Raw genomic sequence first — 19,197 nt, 5'->3', positions numbered from 1 at the left:
ATAGGTAACTGGTCTGTTTCAACAGGCATTACGTATTACCAAATGGACTATCAACCAAAGAAGATGGAGATAAAAAAATGGCATTTGAACTACCGTCACTACCATATGCAATCGACGCACTTGAGCCACATATTTCAAAAGAAACACTAGAGTTTCACCATGGCAAACACCACAACACTTATGTGGTTAAGCTTAATGGTTTAATTCCTGGTACTGAGTTTGAAAACAAATCTCTAGAAGAGATCGTATGTTCATCAGAAGGCGGCGTATTTAACAACGCAGCACAAATCTGGAACCATACTTTTTACTGGAACAGCTTATCTCCAAACGGCGGCGGCGAGCCTACTGGCGCAGTTGCTGATGCAATCAACGCTAAATGGGGTTCTTTTGATGCGTTTAAAGCGGCATTAAACGATAAAGCAGTAAATAACTTTGGTTCAAGCTGGACGTGGTTAGTTAAGCTTGCTGATGGTTCACTAGACATCGTTAATACATCTAACGCTGCTACACCATTAACTGATGATGGCGTTACTGCAATCCTTACTGTGGATTTATGGGAACACGCTTACTACATTGATTACCGTAACGTTCGTCCAGATTACCTTAAAGGTTTTTGGTCGCTTGTTAACTGGGAATTCGCGAACGCTAACTTCGCTTAATTAGCCTTTAAACGCTAATTTTAAAAAGACGCTTAGGCGTCTTTTTTTGTATGTTATTCTTTTACTTTTTCGTTTATACGTGTTGTTGTGTTCATTAGTTCAACATGATCTTTTTTCACTTAAATTTTTAATTTTATTGCACAAAAATACCAATTCGTGACTAGACTTTAAAAGGTAAGCACCTTTTTACAGCGGGTTTCGGAGGTTATTATGACGATTTTTGAGCATTACCAAGCACGATACGAAGCGGCACAGGAAGAAGAATACAGTATCGCTGAATTTCTTGAGATTTGTAAAACCGATAAGTCTGCCTACGCCAGCGCACCAGAACGCCTACTCATGGCAATTGGCGAACCACACATGGTAGATACCGCAACGGATGCACGACTAAGTCGGTTATTTTCTAATAGAGTGGTTGCGCGCTACCCTGCCTTTGCTGATTTTTATGGTATGGAAGACGCCATTGAGCAAATAGTCTCTTATTTAAAACATGCGGCTCAGGGGCTAGAAGAATGCAAACAAGTGCTTTATTTACTCGGGCCTGTAGGTGGGGGTAAATCATCCATTGCTGAAAAACTAAAGTATTTAATGCAACAAGTGCCTATTTATTCAATTAAAGGGTCTCCTGTAAACGACCACCCCCTCTCCTTGTTTGATCCTATCGAAGATGCAGACGTACTCAGCAAAGAGTACGGTATTAAACCGCGCTACTTAAAAACCATTATGTCGCCTTGGGCAGGCAAACGCTTAAAAGAGTTCAATGGTGATATTAGCCAGTTTAGAGTGGTTAAACGCTACCCTTCTATTTTAAACCAAATAGGCATTGCCAAAACCGAACCAGGAGATGAAAACAACCAAGATATTTCAGCACTGGTTGGTAAGGTCGATATTCGCCAGCTTGAGCACTTTGCCCAAAACGATCCTGATGCATACGCCTACTCTGGCTCTTTATGTTTAGCTAACCAAGGGCTGATGGAATTTGTAGAAATGTTTAAAGCGCCTATTAAAGTGCTGCATCCTTTACTTACCGCAACCCAAGAAGGTAACTATAACGGCACAGAAGGCATTAGTGCCCTGCCCTTTAATGGCATGATCCTCGCTCACTCGAATGAGTCTGAGTGGCAAACCTTTAAAAACAATAAAAACAACGAAGCATTTTTAGACCGTGTTTATATTGTAAAAGTCCCTTATTGCTTACGTGTAACTGAAGAAATTAAAATTTACGACAAATTACTTGAGCACAGCGAGCTATACAACGCGCCATGTGCACCGGGTACACTTAAAACATTGGCGCAATTTACGACGCTATCACGTTTAAAAGAGCCAGAAAATTCAAGTATCTATTCTAAAATGCGGGTATATGATGGCGAAACTCTAAAAGATACCGACCCTAAAGCAAAATCGTATCAAGAGTATCGTGATTACGCAGGGGTTGATGAAGGTATGACGGGGCTCTCTACCCGCTTTGCGTTTAAAATTTTGTCCCGTGTGTTTAACTTTGATACCACTGAGGTTGCTGCAAATCCGGTGCATTTGTTCTATGTGCTTGAGCAACAGATAGAGCGCGAGCAATTTTCAAGTGAAATAGAAGAGCGTTATTTAAGCTTTTTAAAAGGCTATTTAATTCCACAATATGTCGAGTTTATAGGTAAAGAACTGCAAACCGCTTATCTAGAATCGTACTCGGAATACGGACAAAATATTTTTGACCGTTATGTTATTTATGCAGATTTTTGGATACAAGACCAAGAATATCGCGACCCCGATACAGGACAGCTATTTGACCGCGCAGCGCTAAACGCTGAACTTGAAAAAATAGAAAAGCCAGCGGGTATTTCTAATCCTAAAGATTTTCGTAATGAAATAGTGAACTTTGTACTGCGTGCCCGTGCACACAACAACGGTAAAAACCCACTATGGACAAGCTACGAAAAACTACGCACGGTGATTGAGAAAAAAATGTTCTCTAATACCGAAGATTTACTCCCTGTTATTTCGTTTAATACTAAAACGTCTGCAGAGGATCAGCAAAAGCACGAAGACTTTGTGAACCGTATGGTCGAAAAAGGCTATACACAAAAACAAGTTCGCTTGCTTTCTGAGTGGTATTTACGGGTTAGAAAATCGCAATAACCTTCATAGTCGTAGTATATAGGAGGTCAATATGGCGCATTTTATAGATAGGCGTTTAAACGGAAAAAATAAAAGTACGCTTAATCGCCAGCGCTTTATTAGGCGCTATAAAAAGCAAATTAAAGAAGCGGTTTCAGATGCGATTAACAAACGCAGCGTTACCGATTCAAGCTCTGGTGAGAGTATTTCTATTCCACAACGCGATATCAGCGAACCTACATTTCATCAAGGGCAAGGCGGGAATAGAGAGCAAATTCACCCTGGTAACGATCAGTTTTCTACAGGTGATAAAATTGAGCGCCCTAAAGGCGGACAAGGCGGTGGTGCCGGTGAAGGTGACGCCAGCGATTCGGGCGAGGGACAAGATGAGTTTGTATTTTCAATATCAAAAGATGAATACCTTGATTTACTGTTTGAAGATCTAGAACTTCCTAACTTACAAGAGAACCAGCTTGATAAGTTAGTGCAAATGAAAACCCATCGCGCAGGATTTTGTAGCGACGGCATGCCAAGTAATATTGACATTGTACGCTCTCTTCAAGGCTCGCTTGCACGGCGTGTTGCCATGAGTGCAGGTAAAAAACGCCGTTTAAAAGAGCTCGAAGAACAACTTGCTCTGCTGCTTGCTGGTCCACATAACGATAAAGCGGCAATTGCTTTGTTACAAAAAGAAATTGCAGCATTAAAAGTGCAAATTAAGTCGGTTCCGTTTATTGATAACTACGATTTACGTTTTCGTAATTACGAAAAGCGCCCTCATCCCACCAGCAAAGCGGTGATGTTTTGTATTATGGATGTGTCAGGCTCAATGGATCAGCCAACAAAAGACATGGCAAAACGTTTTTATATTTTGCTCTATCAATTTTTAACGCGCAGCTATAAAGACATAGAAGTTGTTTATATTCGCCACCACACACAGGCTAAAGAAGTAGACGAACAAGAGTTTTTTTATTCCCAAGAAACTGGCGGCACTATTGTTTCGAGTGCTCTTAAATTAATGAATGAAATAATAAAAGAGCGTTATCACGCAGATGAATGGAATGTGTACGCTGCACAAGCCTCCGATGGCGATAACTGGGCGGACGACACACCGCAATGTGGTGAAATTTTGCGTAATAAGCTCTTAAGCGCAGTACGTTATTTTGCTTATATTGAAATAAGCACTCGTGCTCATCAAAGCCTATGGCGCGAATATGAATCTATAACACACAGCCATAATAATTTCGCCATACAGCATATTCAAAGCGTTGAAGATATTTACCCAATTTTTAGGGAGCTATTTAAAAAAGGTCGTCAACAGCAAAACTCTGCATAGCCAAAAGCGAGGTAGCATTATGAATGATAAACGATTGAGTGATGGCCCAGATTGGACCTTTGATTTATTAGATGAGTACCAAGGTGAAATTGCTCGCGTTGCTGCTCATTACAGATTAGACACCTACCCTAATCAAATTGAAGTGATAACGGCTGAGCAAATGATGGATGCTTATTCAAGCGTTGGCATGCCTATTGGCTACAGTCATTGGTCTTACGGTAAGAAGTTTATCCAAACAGAGCAAAATTATAAGCGCGGGCAAATGGGCCTCGCTTACGAAATAGTGATAAATTCAGACCCTTGTATTGCGTACTTAATGGAAGAAAATACCCTACCTATGCAAGCACTTGTAATGGCGCATGCATGTTACGGACATAACTCATTTTTTAAAGGTAATTACTTATTTAAAGCCTGGACCGATGCTGGCTCAATTATTGATTACTTGGTATTTGCTAAAAACTACATAAGCCGCTGTGAAGAAAAATATGGTATTACTCAGGTAGAGAGCTTACTCGACTCTTGTCATGCGTTAATGAATTACGGGGTCGATCGCTATAAACGTCCACAGCAAATATCACTATTTGAAGAGCAAAAACGCCAACAAGAACGTGAAGAATACTTACAATCACAAGTAAACGAATTGTGGCGTACGATTCCCGAACAGCAACAGGAAACTAAAAAGAAAGAACGCCATTTTCCTACTGAGCCTCAAGAAAATATTTTATATTTTATTGAAAAAAATGCCCCATTACTCGACTCTTGGCAACGTGAAGTGATTCGTATTGTCCGTAAAATATCGCAATACTTTTACCCGCAAAAACAAACTCAAGTAATGAACGAAGGTTGGGCAACATTTTGGCACTACACCATCCTTAATCACTTATATGATGAAGGGAAGCTCACCGACTCATTCATGTTAGAGTTTTTACAAAGTCATACCAACGTAGTTTATCAGCCACCTTATAACAGTAAGTATTATTCAGGCATTAACCCATATGCTTTAGGCTTTAATATGATGGTTGATATTCGCAGAATATGTGAATATCCAACTGAAGAAGATAAAAAATGGTTTCCTGAGTATGCAGGCAGTAATTGGCTAGATACATTGCACTTTGCCATGGAAAACTTTAAAGATGAAAGCTTTATTAGCCAGTTTTTATCGCCGAAGTTAATTCGTGATTTCAAATTATTTACTATTATTGACCATACTAATAATCCCCATTTAGAGATTGGTGCGATACACGATGATAGCGGCTATAAAACAGTTAGAGAAGTGCTCTCCGCGCAATATAATTTAAGTAATCATGAACCTAACATTCAGGTATATGATGTTGATATTAGAGGTGATAGAGCACTTACACTTCGCTATGTACCTCATAATTGCATTCCATTGGCAAACTCACATGAAGAAGTGCTAAAACATCTTTACAGGCTATGGGGCTTTAAGGTAAAACTGGAAGAAGGGTCTAATTCTGGTGAGATTTCAACTATTGGTCAATGTCCAACAGATGACACTCGTCATACAACAGAGTGAATATAATGGATAAGAAAAAGCTTCTCGTACTGATCGACTCAGTAAATTGTGCAAAAACAGCATTATTACACGCAAAACAAAAAGCACTACAAGACAGTAAACATATTGATATTGTTGCGTTTAGCTATGAAGACACTGGTAATATATTATTTTCATTATCACCAGAGCAAGTACTTGCGATTCAAGACAAACAACTTTCATTACTCAGAGCAACATTAGAACCTCTATTAAAAAAAGAGCTAACTGATTGTGAGTATACATTTCAAACGGTTTGGCATGAATCACCAGAGCAATGGTTAAATAACGAAATAAACGCAACTAATTATGATATGGCAATAAAAACTAGGCATATTGATGCTCAAACTCAATTTAGCGAACTTGACTGGCAGCTTATTCGATTTTCACCAATACCACTTTATTTGGCCGCAGATAATAAATGGAGAAATAACTGTAATGTGTTAGCTGCTCTTGATTTAGGCAGCGAAAAGGCATCTAAGCATCAGTTAAATAAAGCTATTATTAACTGTGGCTTAGATTATGCTAACTCAGAGGGCTGCGAATTTTATGCATGTTATACCGTGCACGTCTCACCTATTTTGAGAGACTTAGGCATTGTATTTTCAGATGAACAAGTACTCAATGCATTCGAAAAATTACCGGCACTGCAACGTGATCTGATTAATGAATACAACTTGCGTGATAAATTACACATTAAAGCGGGCTTAGCGGAGCAAGTCATACCAAGCTTGGCAGCAAAACTTGATGCTGAGTTAGTGATTATTGGCTCAGTAGGCAACGTGGGTATTAAGGGAAAGCTTATTGGCAACACAGCAGAAAAAATAATGCGCTTACTTAAAACCGATTTACTTATTTTACCCCCCACTCAATTTAATACCAATTTTCTTAATTAAGTGCTTTATTTTGAGGTAATAAAATCGTATCAATAACAAGGCAAGAATTCGTTATTTAGTTGTTATCGCTAATTACTCCTACATTGCTCTACCTTCTGCATCCATGCAGTCGTATATCAGAAGTTTTTAACGCAGTTAACGTCAGATTTAATCACTCAAATTAATTAAATATTATTGCGCATTGGTATAAAGAGTGATTAATAAAAATGATGCTTAAGCGTCATTTTTTATATCATCAAAAACAGTGACTTTATTGCGTCCATTATTTTTAGAAAAGTAAAGAGCCCTGTCAGCGGCTTCAATCCAACGTTCATGATCTTTAAATTCATTACTAAAGCACGCAACTCCGATACTTATTGTCATCTTGATTTCAACATTTTTATAAAAGGCAGGGCTTGATTCAATCAACACCCTTAAGCGCTCAGCAAATATTTCAGCCCCTTGCTTATCGGTATCAAGTAGAGTTAATACAAACTCTTCACCACCGTAACGTCCAGCAATATCTGTTTCACGTAATGTGGTACGTAATAACTTTGCAATATGGCGTAACGCCTCATCACCACAACTATGACCATGCTTATCATTCACCTTTTTAAAGTGATCAATATCAAACATTAACAGAGAGCTACACCCTGCATTACGTTTTGTTCGTAAATACTCTTGCTTAAGCATACTTTCCCAATAACCACGATTGTATAACGTCGTTAAGCCATCGGTTTGGCTTACTTGCTCAAGTCTTTTATTTAGCTCTTCTAACTCTTTTTTGTTAACTGCAATATCAGTTACATCATAAAGAATGATACAAATATGGCTAACTTCTGCTCGTATATTAGTAAGCGGTATAAATGTCGCATTTTGATACATATACTCAGCTTTGCCAGTAATTGGGCGATAGTTTTTAAAGCGAAATATATAGGGTTGTTGTTCCCAAATGGTAAACGAGCGATTTTTTAGTACAAATACTGGCTCTGATTTACTTCTAAACCACTTTTCATCTATAGCAGGAAATAAATCAAATAAATCTTTATTTTTTACAGCACTTGGTAATAACCCCGAATGGTTTTCCATAAAACCATTCCACACACACACCTTATACTCCCTGTCGAGTACAACTAAACCTACATCAACGGTGTTAAACATATCCATTAACCAATGGATTTCATTCATATCTAAATCAGCAGCCATAACTTAGTCTTCTAATAGGTAAGCAACTTTGTATTTCAAAGTTTTAAGTGAATCTTCAGTAAATAACAGCATAAGGTCACAGTTAATATCGTGATTTTCAATACCATAGCTAATTTCTATAGCAAGCGTACGCTGCCAGCGCGACTTATTCGCTTTCACTAATTCAGATACATCTCTGTGCTGGCCAAGTACGATAGGATGACCTTGGCTAAACGACATATCGAGTTGTTTTGAAAGACCAGTCAAAATAGCCCCGATTAAAATATTACTTATATCCATAAGTAACTCAAGTTCCACTTTGTCATTAAGCTCACCATCGTAATTCATCAGTGAGGCTATCTCTTTAAAGCTAGAGTCATTAAGTAATAATAATGCTTCTCCAGATACACCTCCTCCAATAAATCCCTGACAAACTCCAGAAGTGGTTGCATTATTATCAATAGAGCGTAGCGCCATATCGAGTTCACTAACCTCTAAGATATTCACATTTGGGATTGGCAGCTCAACAAACACATTAAGTAATCGCGCAAGTAAATCACCGGCTTGACCCATAGCAACATTAGTTAGCTCTTGGTATATATCTCGCACATCTGGGTCTACTTGCTCACCTAGAGAATGAGAAAGACGTTCACGCATGGCTTTATCTTTAATGCCATGGTGTTCAATAATATCGGCTAATTTTTGAGGGGAACATGGCTTTTGGATGAAATCGATAGCCCCCAGTTCAAGCACTCTTTGATGAGCATTAGGCTGTATGTCACCTGAAACTACAACTGTAAGTATATTGAGCCCAAGCTCTTTCATGGCCATTAAAACTTCATAGCCATCCATTTCTGGCATGTTTAAATCAAGGAAAAGGATTTCAGGTTCAGTTGACTTTATTTGTTTGATGCAATCAACACCATCTATCGCAAATTCAACTTTAATATCCCAATCATCAGGTAGAGAACGGGCTAATTGACGCCTCGCTAATTTTGAATCATCACATATTAATACAGATGTTGACATACTATCTCTCTATTTTTAACCAGTTATACATACCAAAAGTGATACACGCATTTTTATTATAGAAGATATTTTTGTAACTGCATGTTAACCAAAGTATAGCCTATTTACAGTTTTTTTATATGACTGAATCATTACCAATTTTATAGAGAGACAGATAATACCTTGGTTACTCCAACGCAGTATAATACACTGACGCCTATTGCGTTAATTTAAAAAGGAAACTCCTATGCTCCGCTCATTAACTTTTGCCTTAAGTATTTTTTGTTCTATGGCTTTCGCTTCTGATATCCCAGAAAACACTCTCGATATAGGTAAAGTCTCTGCACAGGGTAAGACGGTTACTTTACTCGGTAAAGGTGTATCAGTTGGTGATAACGCACCTAATTTTAAAGTTGTCGATGGAAACTTTACACCTGTCACACTGGATAATTATAAGGGCCGAGCTATTTTAATTAGTGTAGTACCAAGTTTAGACACAGGTATTTGTAGTCTACAAACAAAACACTTTAACGAAAAAGTTGCGACGCAATTTCCTGCAGTTGTAATGCTTACTATTAGTGCCGATTTGCCATTCGCTCAAAAAAGATTTTGCAAAGCTGAGAACATAGACAAAATAACTACATTATCTGATTCTGTTTGGCGCGATTTTGGCCAAAAATATGGGTTAATTATTAAAGATATGGGGTTACTAACTCGCTCAGTAATAATATTAGACGAAAACCACAGCATTATTTATAAACAACTCGTTAGTAGCCTTTCAACTGAACCAGAATACAACAGCGTAATTGAGAAGCTTAAAACGCTGTAAAGTTAATATACCCATTCGCTTAATTAAGTGATCTATTTTTAGATAAGAAAATCGTATCCATGACAAGGCAAAAAATTCGTTATTGAGTTGTTATCACTAATTGCTCCTGCATTGCTCTACTTTCGGCATCCATGCCGTCGTATATCAGAATTTTTAACGCTGTTAACGTCATATTTAATCTCTCAAATTGATTAAGTATTCTAGACTTAAAACAAAAAACCGCCAATTGGCGGTTTTTTAATAGGCTTTTAAATTTAACCTAAAAGCTCACCAAGTTGTGAACTTACAGCCTCAACAGCTTGCGTACCATCTAGTTTGTGATATTGAGTGTTACCAGCCGCCGCTTCTGCTTGGTAGTAATCAACTAACGGCATAGTTTGCTCGTGGTAAATACCTAAACGTTTACGTACTGTTTCTTCAGTATCGTCTGCGCGAACAATTAAGTCATCCCCAGTTTCGTTATCTTTACCTTCCACTTTTGGTGGATTATAAACAACATGGTAAACACGACCAGAACCAGGATGAACACGACGTCCGCCCATACGCTCAACAATCACTTCGTCAGCCACGTCAAATTCAATAACGTGATCAACCACTACGCCATTTTCTTTCATTGCATCGGCTTGAGGAATTGTGCGCGGGAAGCCATCAAGTAAAAAGCCTTTCTCACAATCCGCTTTAGTAATACGCTCTTTTACTAAACCAATAATAATATCATCAGAAATTAGTTGACCAGCATCCATTACTTTTTTTGCTTCTAGACCTAGTGGTGTGCCTTCTTTAATTGCTGCACGTAACATATCGCCAGTAGAGATTTGTGGAATACCGTATTTGTCCATTAAAAACTGAGCTTGAGTACCTTTACCTGCACCCGGCGCGCCCAAAAGAATAATGCGCATATTATTGTCCCCTAGTATGGATATTTATTTTAAAGCCTGAATTCTTCCACAAGCGCCGCCGATACTCAAGCAACTTATACTAATTGATGAGCCGTTGGGGTGTTTACAGGGCATTAAAAAAGGGAACACACGTTCCCTTTTTTTTAAAGTACATAATTTATACTTTATTAACTGAGTAAATAGCTATTTGCTTAGTTCAAGCATTAGTTTATTTAAGCGAGTAACAAATCCTGTTGGATCTTTAAGTGTACCGCGTTCTGCAAGTAATGCTTGGTCTAGTAAAACATGTGACCACTGTGCAAACTTATCTTCATCTTGTTCGTCATTTAAGTGCTTAACAAGTTGATGCTCTGGGTTTAGCTCAAACACAGGTTTTGCTTCAGGGGCTGCTTGGCCCACAGATTCCATTAGCTTTTGCATTTGTGAGCTCATGTCGTTGTCATCGCTTACAACACATGCTGGAGAATCTGTTAGACGGTGCGTAAAGCGCACTTCTTTAACGTCATCACCAAGTGCTGTTTTAATACGTTCAACAAGGCCTGCCATTTCTTTTTCAGACTCTTCTTGCGCTTTTTTAGTTTCTTCGTCGTCAAGCTTACCTAAATCTAAATCACCACGTGTGATTGACTGTAGTTGCTTATCAGCAAATTCAGTTAAGTGGCTCATCATCCACTCGTCAACACGGTCACTTAGTAACAATACTTCAATGCCTTTTTTGCGGAAAATCTCTAAATGCGGTGAGTTTTTCGCAGCGGTGAATGTATCAGCTACTACGTAGTAAATTTTGTCTTGGCCTTCGTTCATGCGTTCAACATATTGCTCAAGCGACACATCTTGTGTTTCTGAGTCAGTGTGTGTCGAAGAAAAACGAAGTAGCTTACAAATAGCTTCTTTATTTGCCGCATCTTCAGCTGGGCCTTCTTTCATTACTTGACCAAACTCATTCCAAAATACTTGGTAATCGTCAGCTTTGTTTTTAGCCATACGCTCAAGCATTTTAATAATGCGCGATGTACACCCTTTACGAATAGCTTGCGTTACTTTGTTGTCTTGTAGAATTTCGCGAGATACGTTTAGAGGTAAATCGTTTGAATCTAGTAACCCTTTTACAAAGCGAAGGTAGCTTGGCATGAACTGCTCAGCATCATCCATTACAAATACACGTTGTACGTAAAGTTTTAAGCCACTTTGACGTTCACGGTTCCATAAATCGAAAGGTGCTTTTTTAGGGATGTATAAAAGGCTCGTGTATTCAGTTTTACCTTCAACCTTATTATGTGCCCAGCTAAGTGGATCTTCCCAGTCGTGGCTTACGTGCTTGTAAAACTCTTTGTATTCTTCATCAGAAAGCTCTGACTTATCACGCGTCCACAATGCAGTTGCGCGGTTAATGCTTTCCCACTCACCTAGTACTGCTGGAATTTTTTCGCCGTCTTCGCCTTCAGACTCTGGTACTTCTGCTTTAAACATTTGTACTGGGGTAGAAATATGATCAGAGTATTTAGTAACAATGCCACGCAGGCGGTAATCGTCAGCAAATTCTTTTTCTTCATCACGAAGATGTAAAATAATGTCGGTACCACGGCCTTCTTTTTCAATTTCTTGAAGCGTGTATTCGCCTTCACCTTGAGATTCCCACTCGTAAGCGGTTGTTTCACCGGCTTTACGTGTACGAACAGTTACTAAATCGGCAACAATAAATGCTGAGTAAAAACCAACACCAAATTGACCAATTAATTGTGAATCTTTACTTTGATCACCCGTTAAGTTTTTGAAAAACTCAGCAGTACCCGACTTTGCAATAGTACCCAATGAGCTTATTACTTCATCACGTGTCATACCAATACCATTATCAGAAATGGTAATTGTATTTGCTTCTTTATCTGCGCTAATACGAACACGTAAATCGGCATCACCTTGGTAAAGGTCGCCTTGAGATAGCGCTAAAAAGCGTAACTTGTCTGCCGCATCTGATGCGTTTGACACAAGTTCGCGTAAAAATATTTCTTTATTAGAATAAAGAGAATGAATCATTAAGTTTAATAATTGTTTTACTTCTGTTTGAAAGCCTAATGTTTCTTTTTGTGCTGCAGTCATTTATATATCTCCAATTTGCAAAGTGTCTGCGTTATGCACTTAATATGGGGTGAGGTGTTAGAACTTCAAGGGAAAAATTTAAAAAAGGTGAAACGAAAACAAAGAACCATAAATTTATTTAAAACGAGTGCGGGCAATTAATATGAATTTTCTCGCCGCTGACGGGGTGCTCAAAATATAAATCGCTGGCATGTAATTGTAAGCGTCCTGCCATATTTTCACTTTGCGCACTTTTATATAAATCGCAACCTAAAATAGGGTGGCCTATAAACTGGCTGTGTATTCTCAATTGATGAGTACGCCCAGTAACTGGCGTAAATTGCACTAAGGTTCTGTATGGTTGTTTTAGCCGTTCCAGTACTTTATATTCACTGACTGCGGTTTTGCCAGTCGATTGGCAAATTTTAACTCGCGGAAAAAGCAGCTTATCTTTTGCTATTGGTGCAGTAATTTCCCCCTCACTAACAGCCAAGCACCCTTCAAGCATTGCTACATAACGCTTTTGAATAGTACGTGCCTGAAACTGTTTATTAAGATGCTTTGACGCAATCGCGTTTAATCCAACAATCATAATGCCCGATGTACCCAAATCTAGCCGATGCGGTAACTTAGCCTCAGCAAAAGCGGCTGTTAACCCTTTTTGACCATGTACTAAACGGTAATGCACTGAATCCCAATTAAGCGTATTTTTGCCCGACAAACTCAATAACCCACTGGGTTTATTGATCAATAAAATATCATCATCTCGATATAATATTTCAATAAACCCGTCGCACTTAGGCGCTACAAAATCATCAACAATAATATGTGGCTCTGAAGGTGTATGCGATGTTGAGTTATCTATTAAATTAATCATTAAATTAATCAACACCTTTAGAGTGAAGCGCTTTCAAAGCTAAAACATGCTCACGTAAATCGTCTGCTACTACTTTGTCAGCTGCAATCGGGCCACCCACTGCAACCGACACCAAAGACCATTTTAATCGCGGTAATTGCCACTTAGCTTTACGGCTAAACATACTCCCCCACAAGCCCCCTAAATGCACAGGAATAACGGGCACAGGTGAGCGTTCAATAATACGCTCTATTCCACGGCGAAAGATATCCACTGAGCCGTCACTGGTTAGTTTTCCTTCAGGGAAAATACCAACAAGCTCGCCTTTTTCAAGCGCAGCAGCCACTTCATCAAACGCTTTTTTAAACGCTTCAGGATTGGTTTTTTCACTATCAATGGGAATAGCTTTAGCCATTTTAAATAACCAATGCAGAGCTGACGAATAATAAATAGGGGCAAATACCATAAATCGAATAGGCCTTGGTGAGGCGGCTAAAATAAACATCCAATCAACAAAACTCACGTGGTTGCACACAATAACAGCAGCGCCTTCATCAGGTATATTACTTTCACCTTTAGTACGCACTCTGTACATACAAATGGCCAAAATATAAATAACAAAGCGTAAAAAGAATTCAGGTACTTTAGTATAAATATAAGCAGAAATAAGTAAATTTAGCCCCGCAAGTAGCAATAATAGCTCTGAAATACTCCACTGAAAAATAGACAACGTGACAATACTTAAAACAGCACTACCGACCATAAACAAGGCATTTAATACATTGTTAGCCGCTATTACTCGTGATCGACTCGCTTCTTCAGTCCGTTGTTGAATAAGCGCATATAGCGGTACAGTGTAAAAACCGGCGCCAATGCCTATGCCTGCCATCCATATGAAATGCCACATCATATCGCCTGTTTTCAATACCTGTTCGAGTGTTAATAATTCAGTATTTTGAGGTTTATAGGTACTAATAGCGGGCTCTTGGCTCAGTAAATATAAAAACAAGGTAATTAAAATAGCGCCAAAAGGCACAATTCCTAATTCTATTCGAGAGCGAGAAAGCTTTTCACACAATAACGAACCAATAGCAATACTTAGTGAAAACACAACAAGCGCGCTAGTTACAACCAGTTCATCGCCGCCCATTGTGTGTTTTACATAATTTGGTAGGGACGTTAAAATAATTGCGCCAATTAACCAAAACCAACTGATCCCAAGGACTGATTTACCAACCGATTCTGTTTGCGAATTAAGTGCTGAAAATACGTTTTTTGTGGATGAAAATATATTATAGGTGAATTTTAAGTTAGGCTCGTTTGCCTCACTAATGGGTATAAAGCGACTGCTCACATACCCCATAACGGCCAGTACTAATACGGCAATACTTATAAGCGTAGGACCTACCGATTGAGTAATATAGTAAGTGCCAAAAATTGTACCAATCAGTATTGCTACAAACGTGCCCGATTCAACCAAGGCATTCGCTTTTGTTAATTCGCTAGGTGCTACGTGCTGGGGTAAAATAGAGTATTTTAATGGCCCAAAAAACGTACTTTGTACACCCATTAAAAATACGGTGGCTAACATTAACCACACATACTGAGTTAAAATAGAGACTGCCCCTACAACCATAATAGGGATTTCAAATAGTTTTACGATTCTGATAAGTTTGGATTTTTCTGTTTTTTCAGCAAGCTGCCCCGCCATCCCTGAAAATAAAAAGAAAGGTAGGATAAATAACCCAGCAGCAATATTTGAATAAAGTGCGCCATCTGCAAGCGTTGCAGCCTGAAATATCAATAGAATAAGCACTGATTGCTTATACACGTTATCGTTTATTGCTGAGAAAAACTGCGTAATAAAAAGCGGTAAAAAACGCTTACTACCCAGTAGTGTACCTTGGTAGGGTTGATTATCTTTCATTGTATTCCTTACGAATTAGAGACATAGCCCAAAAATATATTATACCAATTCGTTTAATTAAATGATCTACTTTTAGGGCGGAAAAACGTGTTGATAGCTAGGCAAAAATTCGCTATTTAGTTGCTCTAACTGAGAACTTTTTAACGCAGGTAGCGACACGTTTAGCCCCGCAAAATGATTAAGTATTATTGCGGATTGGTATTAGACTGCTTCTAAGCTTACCTTAAAAACAAAAAGCCTACATAAGTTAATCATGTAGGCTTTTACAATATGTTTTCAAATAGTGACTTTAAGTTAGTCTTGAGTAACAGCGCGTCTGCCACTAAAGGCATGCATCAGCGTTCTACCATCAACCAAATCAAGCTCGCCCCCCACAGGAATACCGTGAGCAATACGCGAGGCATCTACTTTATATTTATGACAAAGCTGCGCAATATAATGAGCAGTAGTTTCACCTTCAACGGTAGGGTTGGTCGCTAAAATAACCTCATTAATAACGCCTTGAGCAAGTTTTTGCTCTAAAACGTCTAAGCCAATTTCTTTAGGGCCGATACCGTCAATTGGCGATAAATGACCCATTAAAACAAAATATAACCCTAAGTACTGACCCGTTTGCTCAATAGCAAGCACATCAGTAGGCGATTCAACAACACATAATATGCCGCTGTCTTGGCGCTTTGTACTTAAACAAATATCACATTGCGTTTGTTCGCAAAAGGTGCGACAAGACTGGCAATGCCCTATGGCGGTCATTGCTTTAGTCAATGCATTGCCCAGCTGAGTGCCTCCCTTTCGGTCGCGCTCTAATAAATGAAAGGCAATACGTTGCGCTGACTTTGGACCAATGCCCGGTTGACAGCGCAGTGCTTCTATAAGCTGATTTAAACTATCTGAAAGTTGCATTATTTACTTAAAACGGCATTTTCATACCTGGTGGTAATTGCATACCGCCAGTTACTTTACCCATGCGCTCTTGTGTTTCTTCTGCAACACGGCGTACAGCATCGTTACATGCTGCTGCAAGTAAGTCTTCAATCATGTCTTTGTCGTCTTCCATTAAGCTCTCATCAAGCTGAACACGACGTACATTGTGGTTACCAAGCATAGTTACTTTAACTAAACCTGCACCGGCTTCACCAACAACTTCAAGAGTTGCGATTTCGTCTTGGGCTTTTTGCATGCGATCTTGCATTTGCTGCGCTTGCTTCATCATGTTGCCCATTCCACCTTTAAACATAACTTTCTCTCTTTCTTTTAATACATTAATTAACATGAACATAAGGGCGATTGTAAGTAATTACAATGCCTGAATACTGTTTTCGTCAATTTCGGCGCTAAATACTTGCTGAAATTGTACTATGTTTTCATCCGATGTGATCACATCGATTGCTTGTTGATGACGACCTGCATCAATTTTTTGCTGAATAAGATAAGGAGAATCAATAACTCCCTTAGCAAAATTAATACTTAACGACACGTTATGTTCATAAATACTCGACAATGCGGCATCTAACCTTTGGCGAAGCATCGGTGTATCTAAATGCTTTTGAGATTCATCAACATCTATATGTAAACTGTTGCCTTGCTTGGTAAATATTGAATGCAACGCAAATTGGCGCATACGACCGCCCAGTCCCATACGTTTAATTAAATAAGCCCACTCATCTTGTTGGTGTGCAAACCTAATTTCACTAATTGGACTTTGAAAATCATCAGGCACGGGAATGCTAATTTCCTCGGGCGCTGCTTCAGGTACTTTTTGAGGGTTTATTTGCTCAAGCAGCTCTGGCGCTAGATTTTCAGTAATTGTTTGGTGCTTTGCTTTAAAATCTATTTTTTCAGGTTTGTCAAAACCTTGATTATTAGCCGGTGTTTGGCTCCCCGTTACTGGGAGCGGTGGCTTTTTTTCACTTTCACCTACTGTATCAGTAGCCCAAGGCGGGTTGTCTGACTGTGTAGGTACTGACTTATGGTTTTGTGATACAGCGCTATTTGGCCGCTCAGCTGACTGAGCCACTGTATTTTCATTTTTTGGCACTGCACCGACATTATGAGTACGGCTAATAACAGTACTGTTAGATACGTTTGATGAACTAGCCTTTGCCGTATTTAAGTTTGTCCCAGAAAGCTTTCCTGAGCCTGATATATTACGATCACGCAATATGCGCGCAATAGCCGATTGCGCTTTTGCCTCGCGTTCAACTATCGAAGCATTTTCATCGTGTTGTTGCTGGTTTTGCAAGTCTGATTGCGGGTCAAAACTATTTTTTTCAATACTTGTTGAGTGTTCCGGCAAATGATTTTGCTGATTAGCACTTATATCCTTTTGTGGATTAAACCCCTGATCAACAGCGCTACTCATCACATCATCAAACTGCGCGGCCAATGTTTGCTCTACATCACTGTGTTGCATGTAAGCTTCATCTTCACTTTGATGCTGTGTTTGAGCATCCGAAACAACATTGGTTTGCGGTGGCTCATTAGCTGAAGCCTGTTGCTTTGAAGCGTTTTCACTTTGTTGAACTGGTTGAACTACTGCAACTTGGGCTGGCTCATTATTACTTTGCACGACGTCATTATTTGATGTCTGAGCGGCAGCATTAGGTAAAGGCTCTATCTCAACGGCTCTAGGCTGTTCTGTATTGCTAACTGGCTTAGTATTATTTACTGGAGCACTGCTTTGGCTAGCTACGGTGTCTTGCGATGTTTTGTTTTTATTTAATATATCTCGCAGTGCATTTGCTCGGCCTTGTTTATTTTGGACGGGCTCTTCGTTGGCTGTGTGGACAACTTGTTGGGCATCTGTAGGCTTAAATGCTAATAATCTTAGCATAAGCATTTCAAAACCTAATCTAGGCTCTGGTGCCCATTGTAAATCTTTTTTACCGTTTAAAAGTAACTGGTAATAAATTTGTATTTGTTGCGGACTCGTATGCTGTGCAACGTGCGTTATGTAATCAGCGTTCGTTTCATCAAGCCCTGCTGCCTGTGGTACTAATTGAGTCAGTTGAGTTAAATGTGTTAACGCAATTAAATCATCAAGTAAGGCAATATAGTTTGGGTTTCTGCTCGCAACGTGTGCTATTTCGCTCATTAAAGCTGTGCCATCTTGGGCAAGTAGTGCAGCTAATAGGCTTTGGCTATAATGTGTATCCATCAAACCAAGCATTGTTTGTACTGCTTGATTATTAATATCACCATTTGTTTGTGCTATAGCTTGATCGGTTAAGCTCAGTGCGTCACGCATACTGCCGTCAGCGGCTTTTGCAATAATACTAAGTGCATCATTGTCATAGCTGAGCTGTTCTTGAGTAAGTACGTGCTCAAGCTGTGCTTTAATTTCACTTTGCGACAAGGCATTTAAGTTAAATTGTAAACAACGAGATAAAATAGTAACTGGTAACTTTTGTGGATCGGTCGTCGCTAATAAAAATTTCACATGCTCTGGTGGTTCTTCAAGCGTTTTTAAAAGTGCATTAAAACTGTGCTTTGAGAGCATATGAACTTCATCGATTAGATATACTTTATAACGTCCACGCGTTGGCGCATATTGAACGTTATCGAGTATTTCGCGGGTGTCCTCTACTTTAGTTCGAGAAGCCGCATCTATTTCGAGTAAGTCAATATAGCGTCCTGCTTCTATATCTAAACAGCTGCTACATTGACCACACGGATTTGCAGATATACCTTCGTCGCAATTTAAGCTTTTAGCAAAAATACGCGCAATGGTCGTTTTACCCACACCGCGGGTTCCAGTGAATAAATAAGCGTGATGCAGTCTATTTTGTGTAAGCGCATTTACAAGCGCTTGCTTAACATGAGACTGCCCAACCAATTCATGAAAGGTTTGAGGACGCCATTTTCTCGCTAGAACCTGATAACTCAT

The 19,197-nt window shown here is 39.1% G+C and carries 15 protein-coding genes; 6 read left to right on the top strand and 9 right to left on the bottom strand.

Annotation, left to right across the window (positions count from 1 at the left end):
• Positions 1–77: 77 nt before the first annotated feature.
• The 5 genes from DC53_RS16695 to DC53_RS16715 all read left to right on the top strand — a co-directional run bounded on the left by DC53_RS16695 (position 78) and on the right by DC53_RS16715 (position 6,552).
• The gene (locus tag DC53_RS16695) at positions 78–659 is read left to right on the top strand and encodes a superoxide dismutase (protein WP_007375847.1); all 582 of its coding nucleotides are present in this window, start codon (positions 78–80) and stop codon (positions 657–659) included.
• A 210-nt stretch (positions 660–869) separates the two neighbouring features.
• Positions 870–2,792 carry a PrkA family serine protein kinase gene (locus DC53_RS16700; protein WP_007375848.1) on the top strand — a complete coding sequence of 641 codons (1,923 nt, stop codon included), beginning with the start codon at positions 870–872 and terminating at the stop codon, positions 2,790–2,792.
• Positions 2,793–2,823: 31 nt separating this feature from the next.
• Positions 2,824–4,107, top strand: a complete 1,284-nt coding sequence (locus tag DC53_RS16705; RefSeq protein ID WP_033028620.1) for a YeaH/YhbH family protein — start codon at positions 2,824–2,826, stop codon at positions 4,105–4,107.
• Between the two features lie 19 nt (positions 4,108–4,126).
• Positions 4,127–5,641 carry a SpoVR family protein gene (locus DC53_RS16710; protein WP_033028619.1) on the top strand — a complete coding sequence of 505 codons (1,515 nt, stop codon included), beginning with the start codon at positions 4,127–4,129 and terminating at the stop codon, positions 5,639–5,641.
• Between the two features lie 5 nt (positions 5,642–5,646).
• Positions 5,647–6,552 carry a universal stress protein gene (locus DC53_RS16715; protein WP_033028618.1) on the top strand — a complete coding sequence of 302 codons (906 nt, stop codon included), beginning with the start codon at positions 5,647–5,649 and terminating at the stop codon, positions 6,550–6,552.
• A gap of 213 nt (positions 6,553–6,765) precedes the next feature.
• Here the strand turns inward: DC53_RS16715 and DC53_RS16720 are convergent, their stop codons facing one another.
• Together DC53_RS16720 and DC53_RS16725 are read right to left on the bottom strand one after the other, a co-directional pair.
• On the bottom strand, positions 6,766–7,737 hold the full coding sequence (locus DC53_RS16720) for a sensor domain-containing diguanylate cyclase (RefSeq protein WP_033028617.1): 972 nt from the start codon (positions 7,735–7,737) through the stop codon (positions 6,766–6,768).
• Between the two features lie 3 nt (positions 7,738–7,740).
• A complete protein-coding gene (locus DC53_RS16725) occupies positions 7,741–8,745 on the bottom strand; it encodes a response regulator (protein WP_007375853.1) in 1,005 nt (334 codons plus the stop codon).
• Between the two features lie 226 nt (positions 8,746–8,971).
• On the opposite strand from DC53_RS16725, the gene tpx reads away from it, so the two are divergent.
• Positions 8,972–9,553, top strand: a complete 582-nt coding sequence (tpx, locus tag DC53_RS16730) for a thiol peroxidase (protein ID WP_007375854.1) — start codon at positions 8,972–8,974, stop codon at positions 9,551–9,553.
• A 254-nt stretch (positions 9,554–9,807) separates the two neighbouring features.
• Here tpx and adk read toward each other — a convergent pair whose 3' ends face one another.
• The 7 genes from adk to dnaX form a co-directional block, all read right to left on the bottom strand.
• On the bottom strand, positions 9,808–10,452 hold the full coding sequence (gene adk / locus DC53_RS16735) for an adenylate kinase (protein WP_007375855.1): 645 nt from the start codon (positions 10,450–10,452) through the stop codon (positions 9,808–9,810).
• A 183-nt stretch (positions 10,453–10,635) separates the two neighbouring features.
• On the bottom strand, positions 10,636–12,549 hold the full coding sequence (gene htpG / locus DC53_RS16740; protein WP_033028616.1) for a molecular chaperone HtpG: 1,914 nt from the start codon (positions 12,547–12,549) through the stop codon (positions 10,636–10,638).
• 118 nt (positions 12,550–12,667) lie between these two features.
• Positions 12,668–13,405 carry an RluA family pseudouridine synthase gene (locus DC53_RS16745; RefSeq protein ID WP_033028615.1) on the bottom strand — a complete coding sequence of 246 codons (738 nt, stop codon included), beginning with the start codon at positions 13,403–13,405 and terminating at the stop codon, positions 12,668–12,670.
• Positions 13,406–13,409: 4 nt separating this feature from the next.
• The gene (locus DC53_RS16750; protein WP_033028614.1) at positions 13,410–15,311 is read right to left on the bottom strand and encodes an MFS transporter; all 1,902 of its coding nucleotides are present in this window, start codon (positions 15,309–15,311) and stop codon (positions 13,410–13,412) included.
• A 294-nt stretch (positions 15,312–15,605) separates the two neighbouring features.
• Positions 15,606–16,214 (bottom strand): recombination mediator RecR, encoded by a 609-nt coding sequence (gene recR / locus DC53_RS16755; protein WP_033028613.1) that lies wholly within the window; start codon positions 16,212–16,214, stop codon positions 15,606–15,608.
• Positions 16,215–16,221: 7 nt separating this feature from the next.
• Positions 16,222–16,548: a YbaB/EbfC family nucleoid-associated protein gene (locus tag DC53_RS16760; RefSeq protein ID WP_002962306.1), complete on the bottom strand. Its 327-nt coding sequence runs from the start codon at positions 16,546–16,548 to the stop codon at positions 16,222–16,224.
• Between the two features lie 60 nt (positions 16,549–16,608).
• The gene (gene dnaX, locus DC53_RS16765) at positions 16,609–19,197 is read right to left on the bottom strand and encodes a DNA polymerase III subunit gamma/tau (protein ID WP_033028612.1); all 2,589 of its coding nucleotides are present in this window, start codon (positions 19,195–19,197) and stop codon (positions 16,609–16,611) included.

It is taken from the genome of Pseudoalteromonas fuliginea (assembly GCF_000690055.1).
Taxonomy (GTDB): Bacteria; Pseudomonadota; Gammaproteobacteria; order Enterobacterales; family Alteromonadaceae; genus Pseudoalteromonas; species Pseudoalteromonas fuliginea.
The sequence above is the reverse complement of the archived record's forward strand: the minus strand, read 5'-3'. Positions and strand labels throughout refer to the sequence as shown.

Bases quoted from the DNA above. Each gene is read 5' to 3' on its own strand.
- DC53_RS16695 (WP_007375847.1), top strand. From the start codon at position 78: ATGGCATTTGAACTACCGTCACTACCATATGCAATCGACGCACTTGAG.
- DC53_RS16700 (WP_007375848.1), top strand. From the start codon at position 870: ATGACGATTTTTGAGCATTACCAAGCACGATACGAAGCGGCACAGGAA.
- DC53_RS16705 (WP_033028620.1), top strand. From the start codon at position 2,824: ATGGCGCATTTTATAGATAGGCGTTTAAACGGAAAAAATAAAAGTACG.
- DC53_RS16710 (WP_033028619.1), top strand. From the start codon at position 4,127: ATGAATGATAAACGATTGAGTGATGGCCCAGATTGGACCTTTGATTTA.
- DC53_RS16715 (WP_033028618.1), top strand. From the start codon at position 5,647: ATGGATAAGAAAAAGCTTCTCGTACTGATCGACTCAGTAAATTGTGCA.
- DC53_RS16720 (WP_033028617.1), bottom strand. From the start codon at position 7,737: ATGGCTGCTGATTTAGATATGAATGAAATCCATTGGTTAATGGATATG.
- DC53_RS16725 (WP_007375853.1), bottom strand. From the start codon at position 8,745: ATGTCAACATCTGTATTAATATGTGATGATTCAAAATTAGCGAGGCGT.
- tpx (WP_007375854.1), top strand. From the start codon at position 8,972: ATGCTCCGCTCATTAACTTTTGCCTTAAGTATTTTTTGTTCTATGGCT.
- adk (WP_007375855.1), bottom strand. From the start codon at position 10,452: ATGCGCATTATTCTTTTGGGCGCGCCGGGTGCAGGTAAAGGTACTCAA.
- htpG (WP_033028616.1), bottom strand. From the start codon at position 12,549: ATGACTGCAGCACAAAAAGAAACATTAGGCTTTCAAACAGAAGTAAAA.
- DC53_RS16745 (WP_033028615.1), bottom strand. From the start codon at position 13,405: ATGATTAATTTAATAGATAACTCAACATCGCATACACCTTCAGAGCCA.
- DC53_RS16750 (WP_033028614.1), bottom strand. From the start codon at position 15,311: ATGAAAGATAATCAACCCTACCAAGGTACACTACTGGGTAGTAAGCGT.
- recR (WP_033028613.1), bottom strand. From the start codon at position 16,214: ATGCAACTTTCAGATAGTTTAAATCAGCTTATAGAAGCACTGCGCTGT.
- DC53_RS16760 (WP_002962306.1), bottom strand. From the start codon at position 16,548: ATGTTTAAAGGTGGAATGGGCAACATGATGAAGCAAGCGCAGCAAATG.
- dnaX (WP_033028612.1), bottom strand. From the start codon at position 19,197: ATGAGTTATCAGGTTCTAGCGAGAAAATGGCGTCCTCAAACCTTTCAT.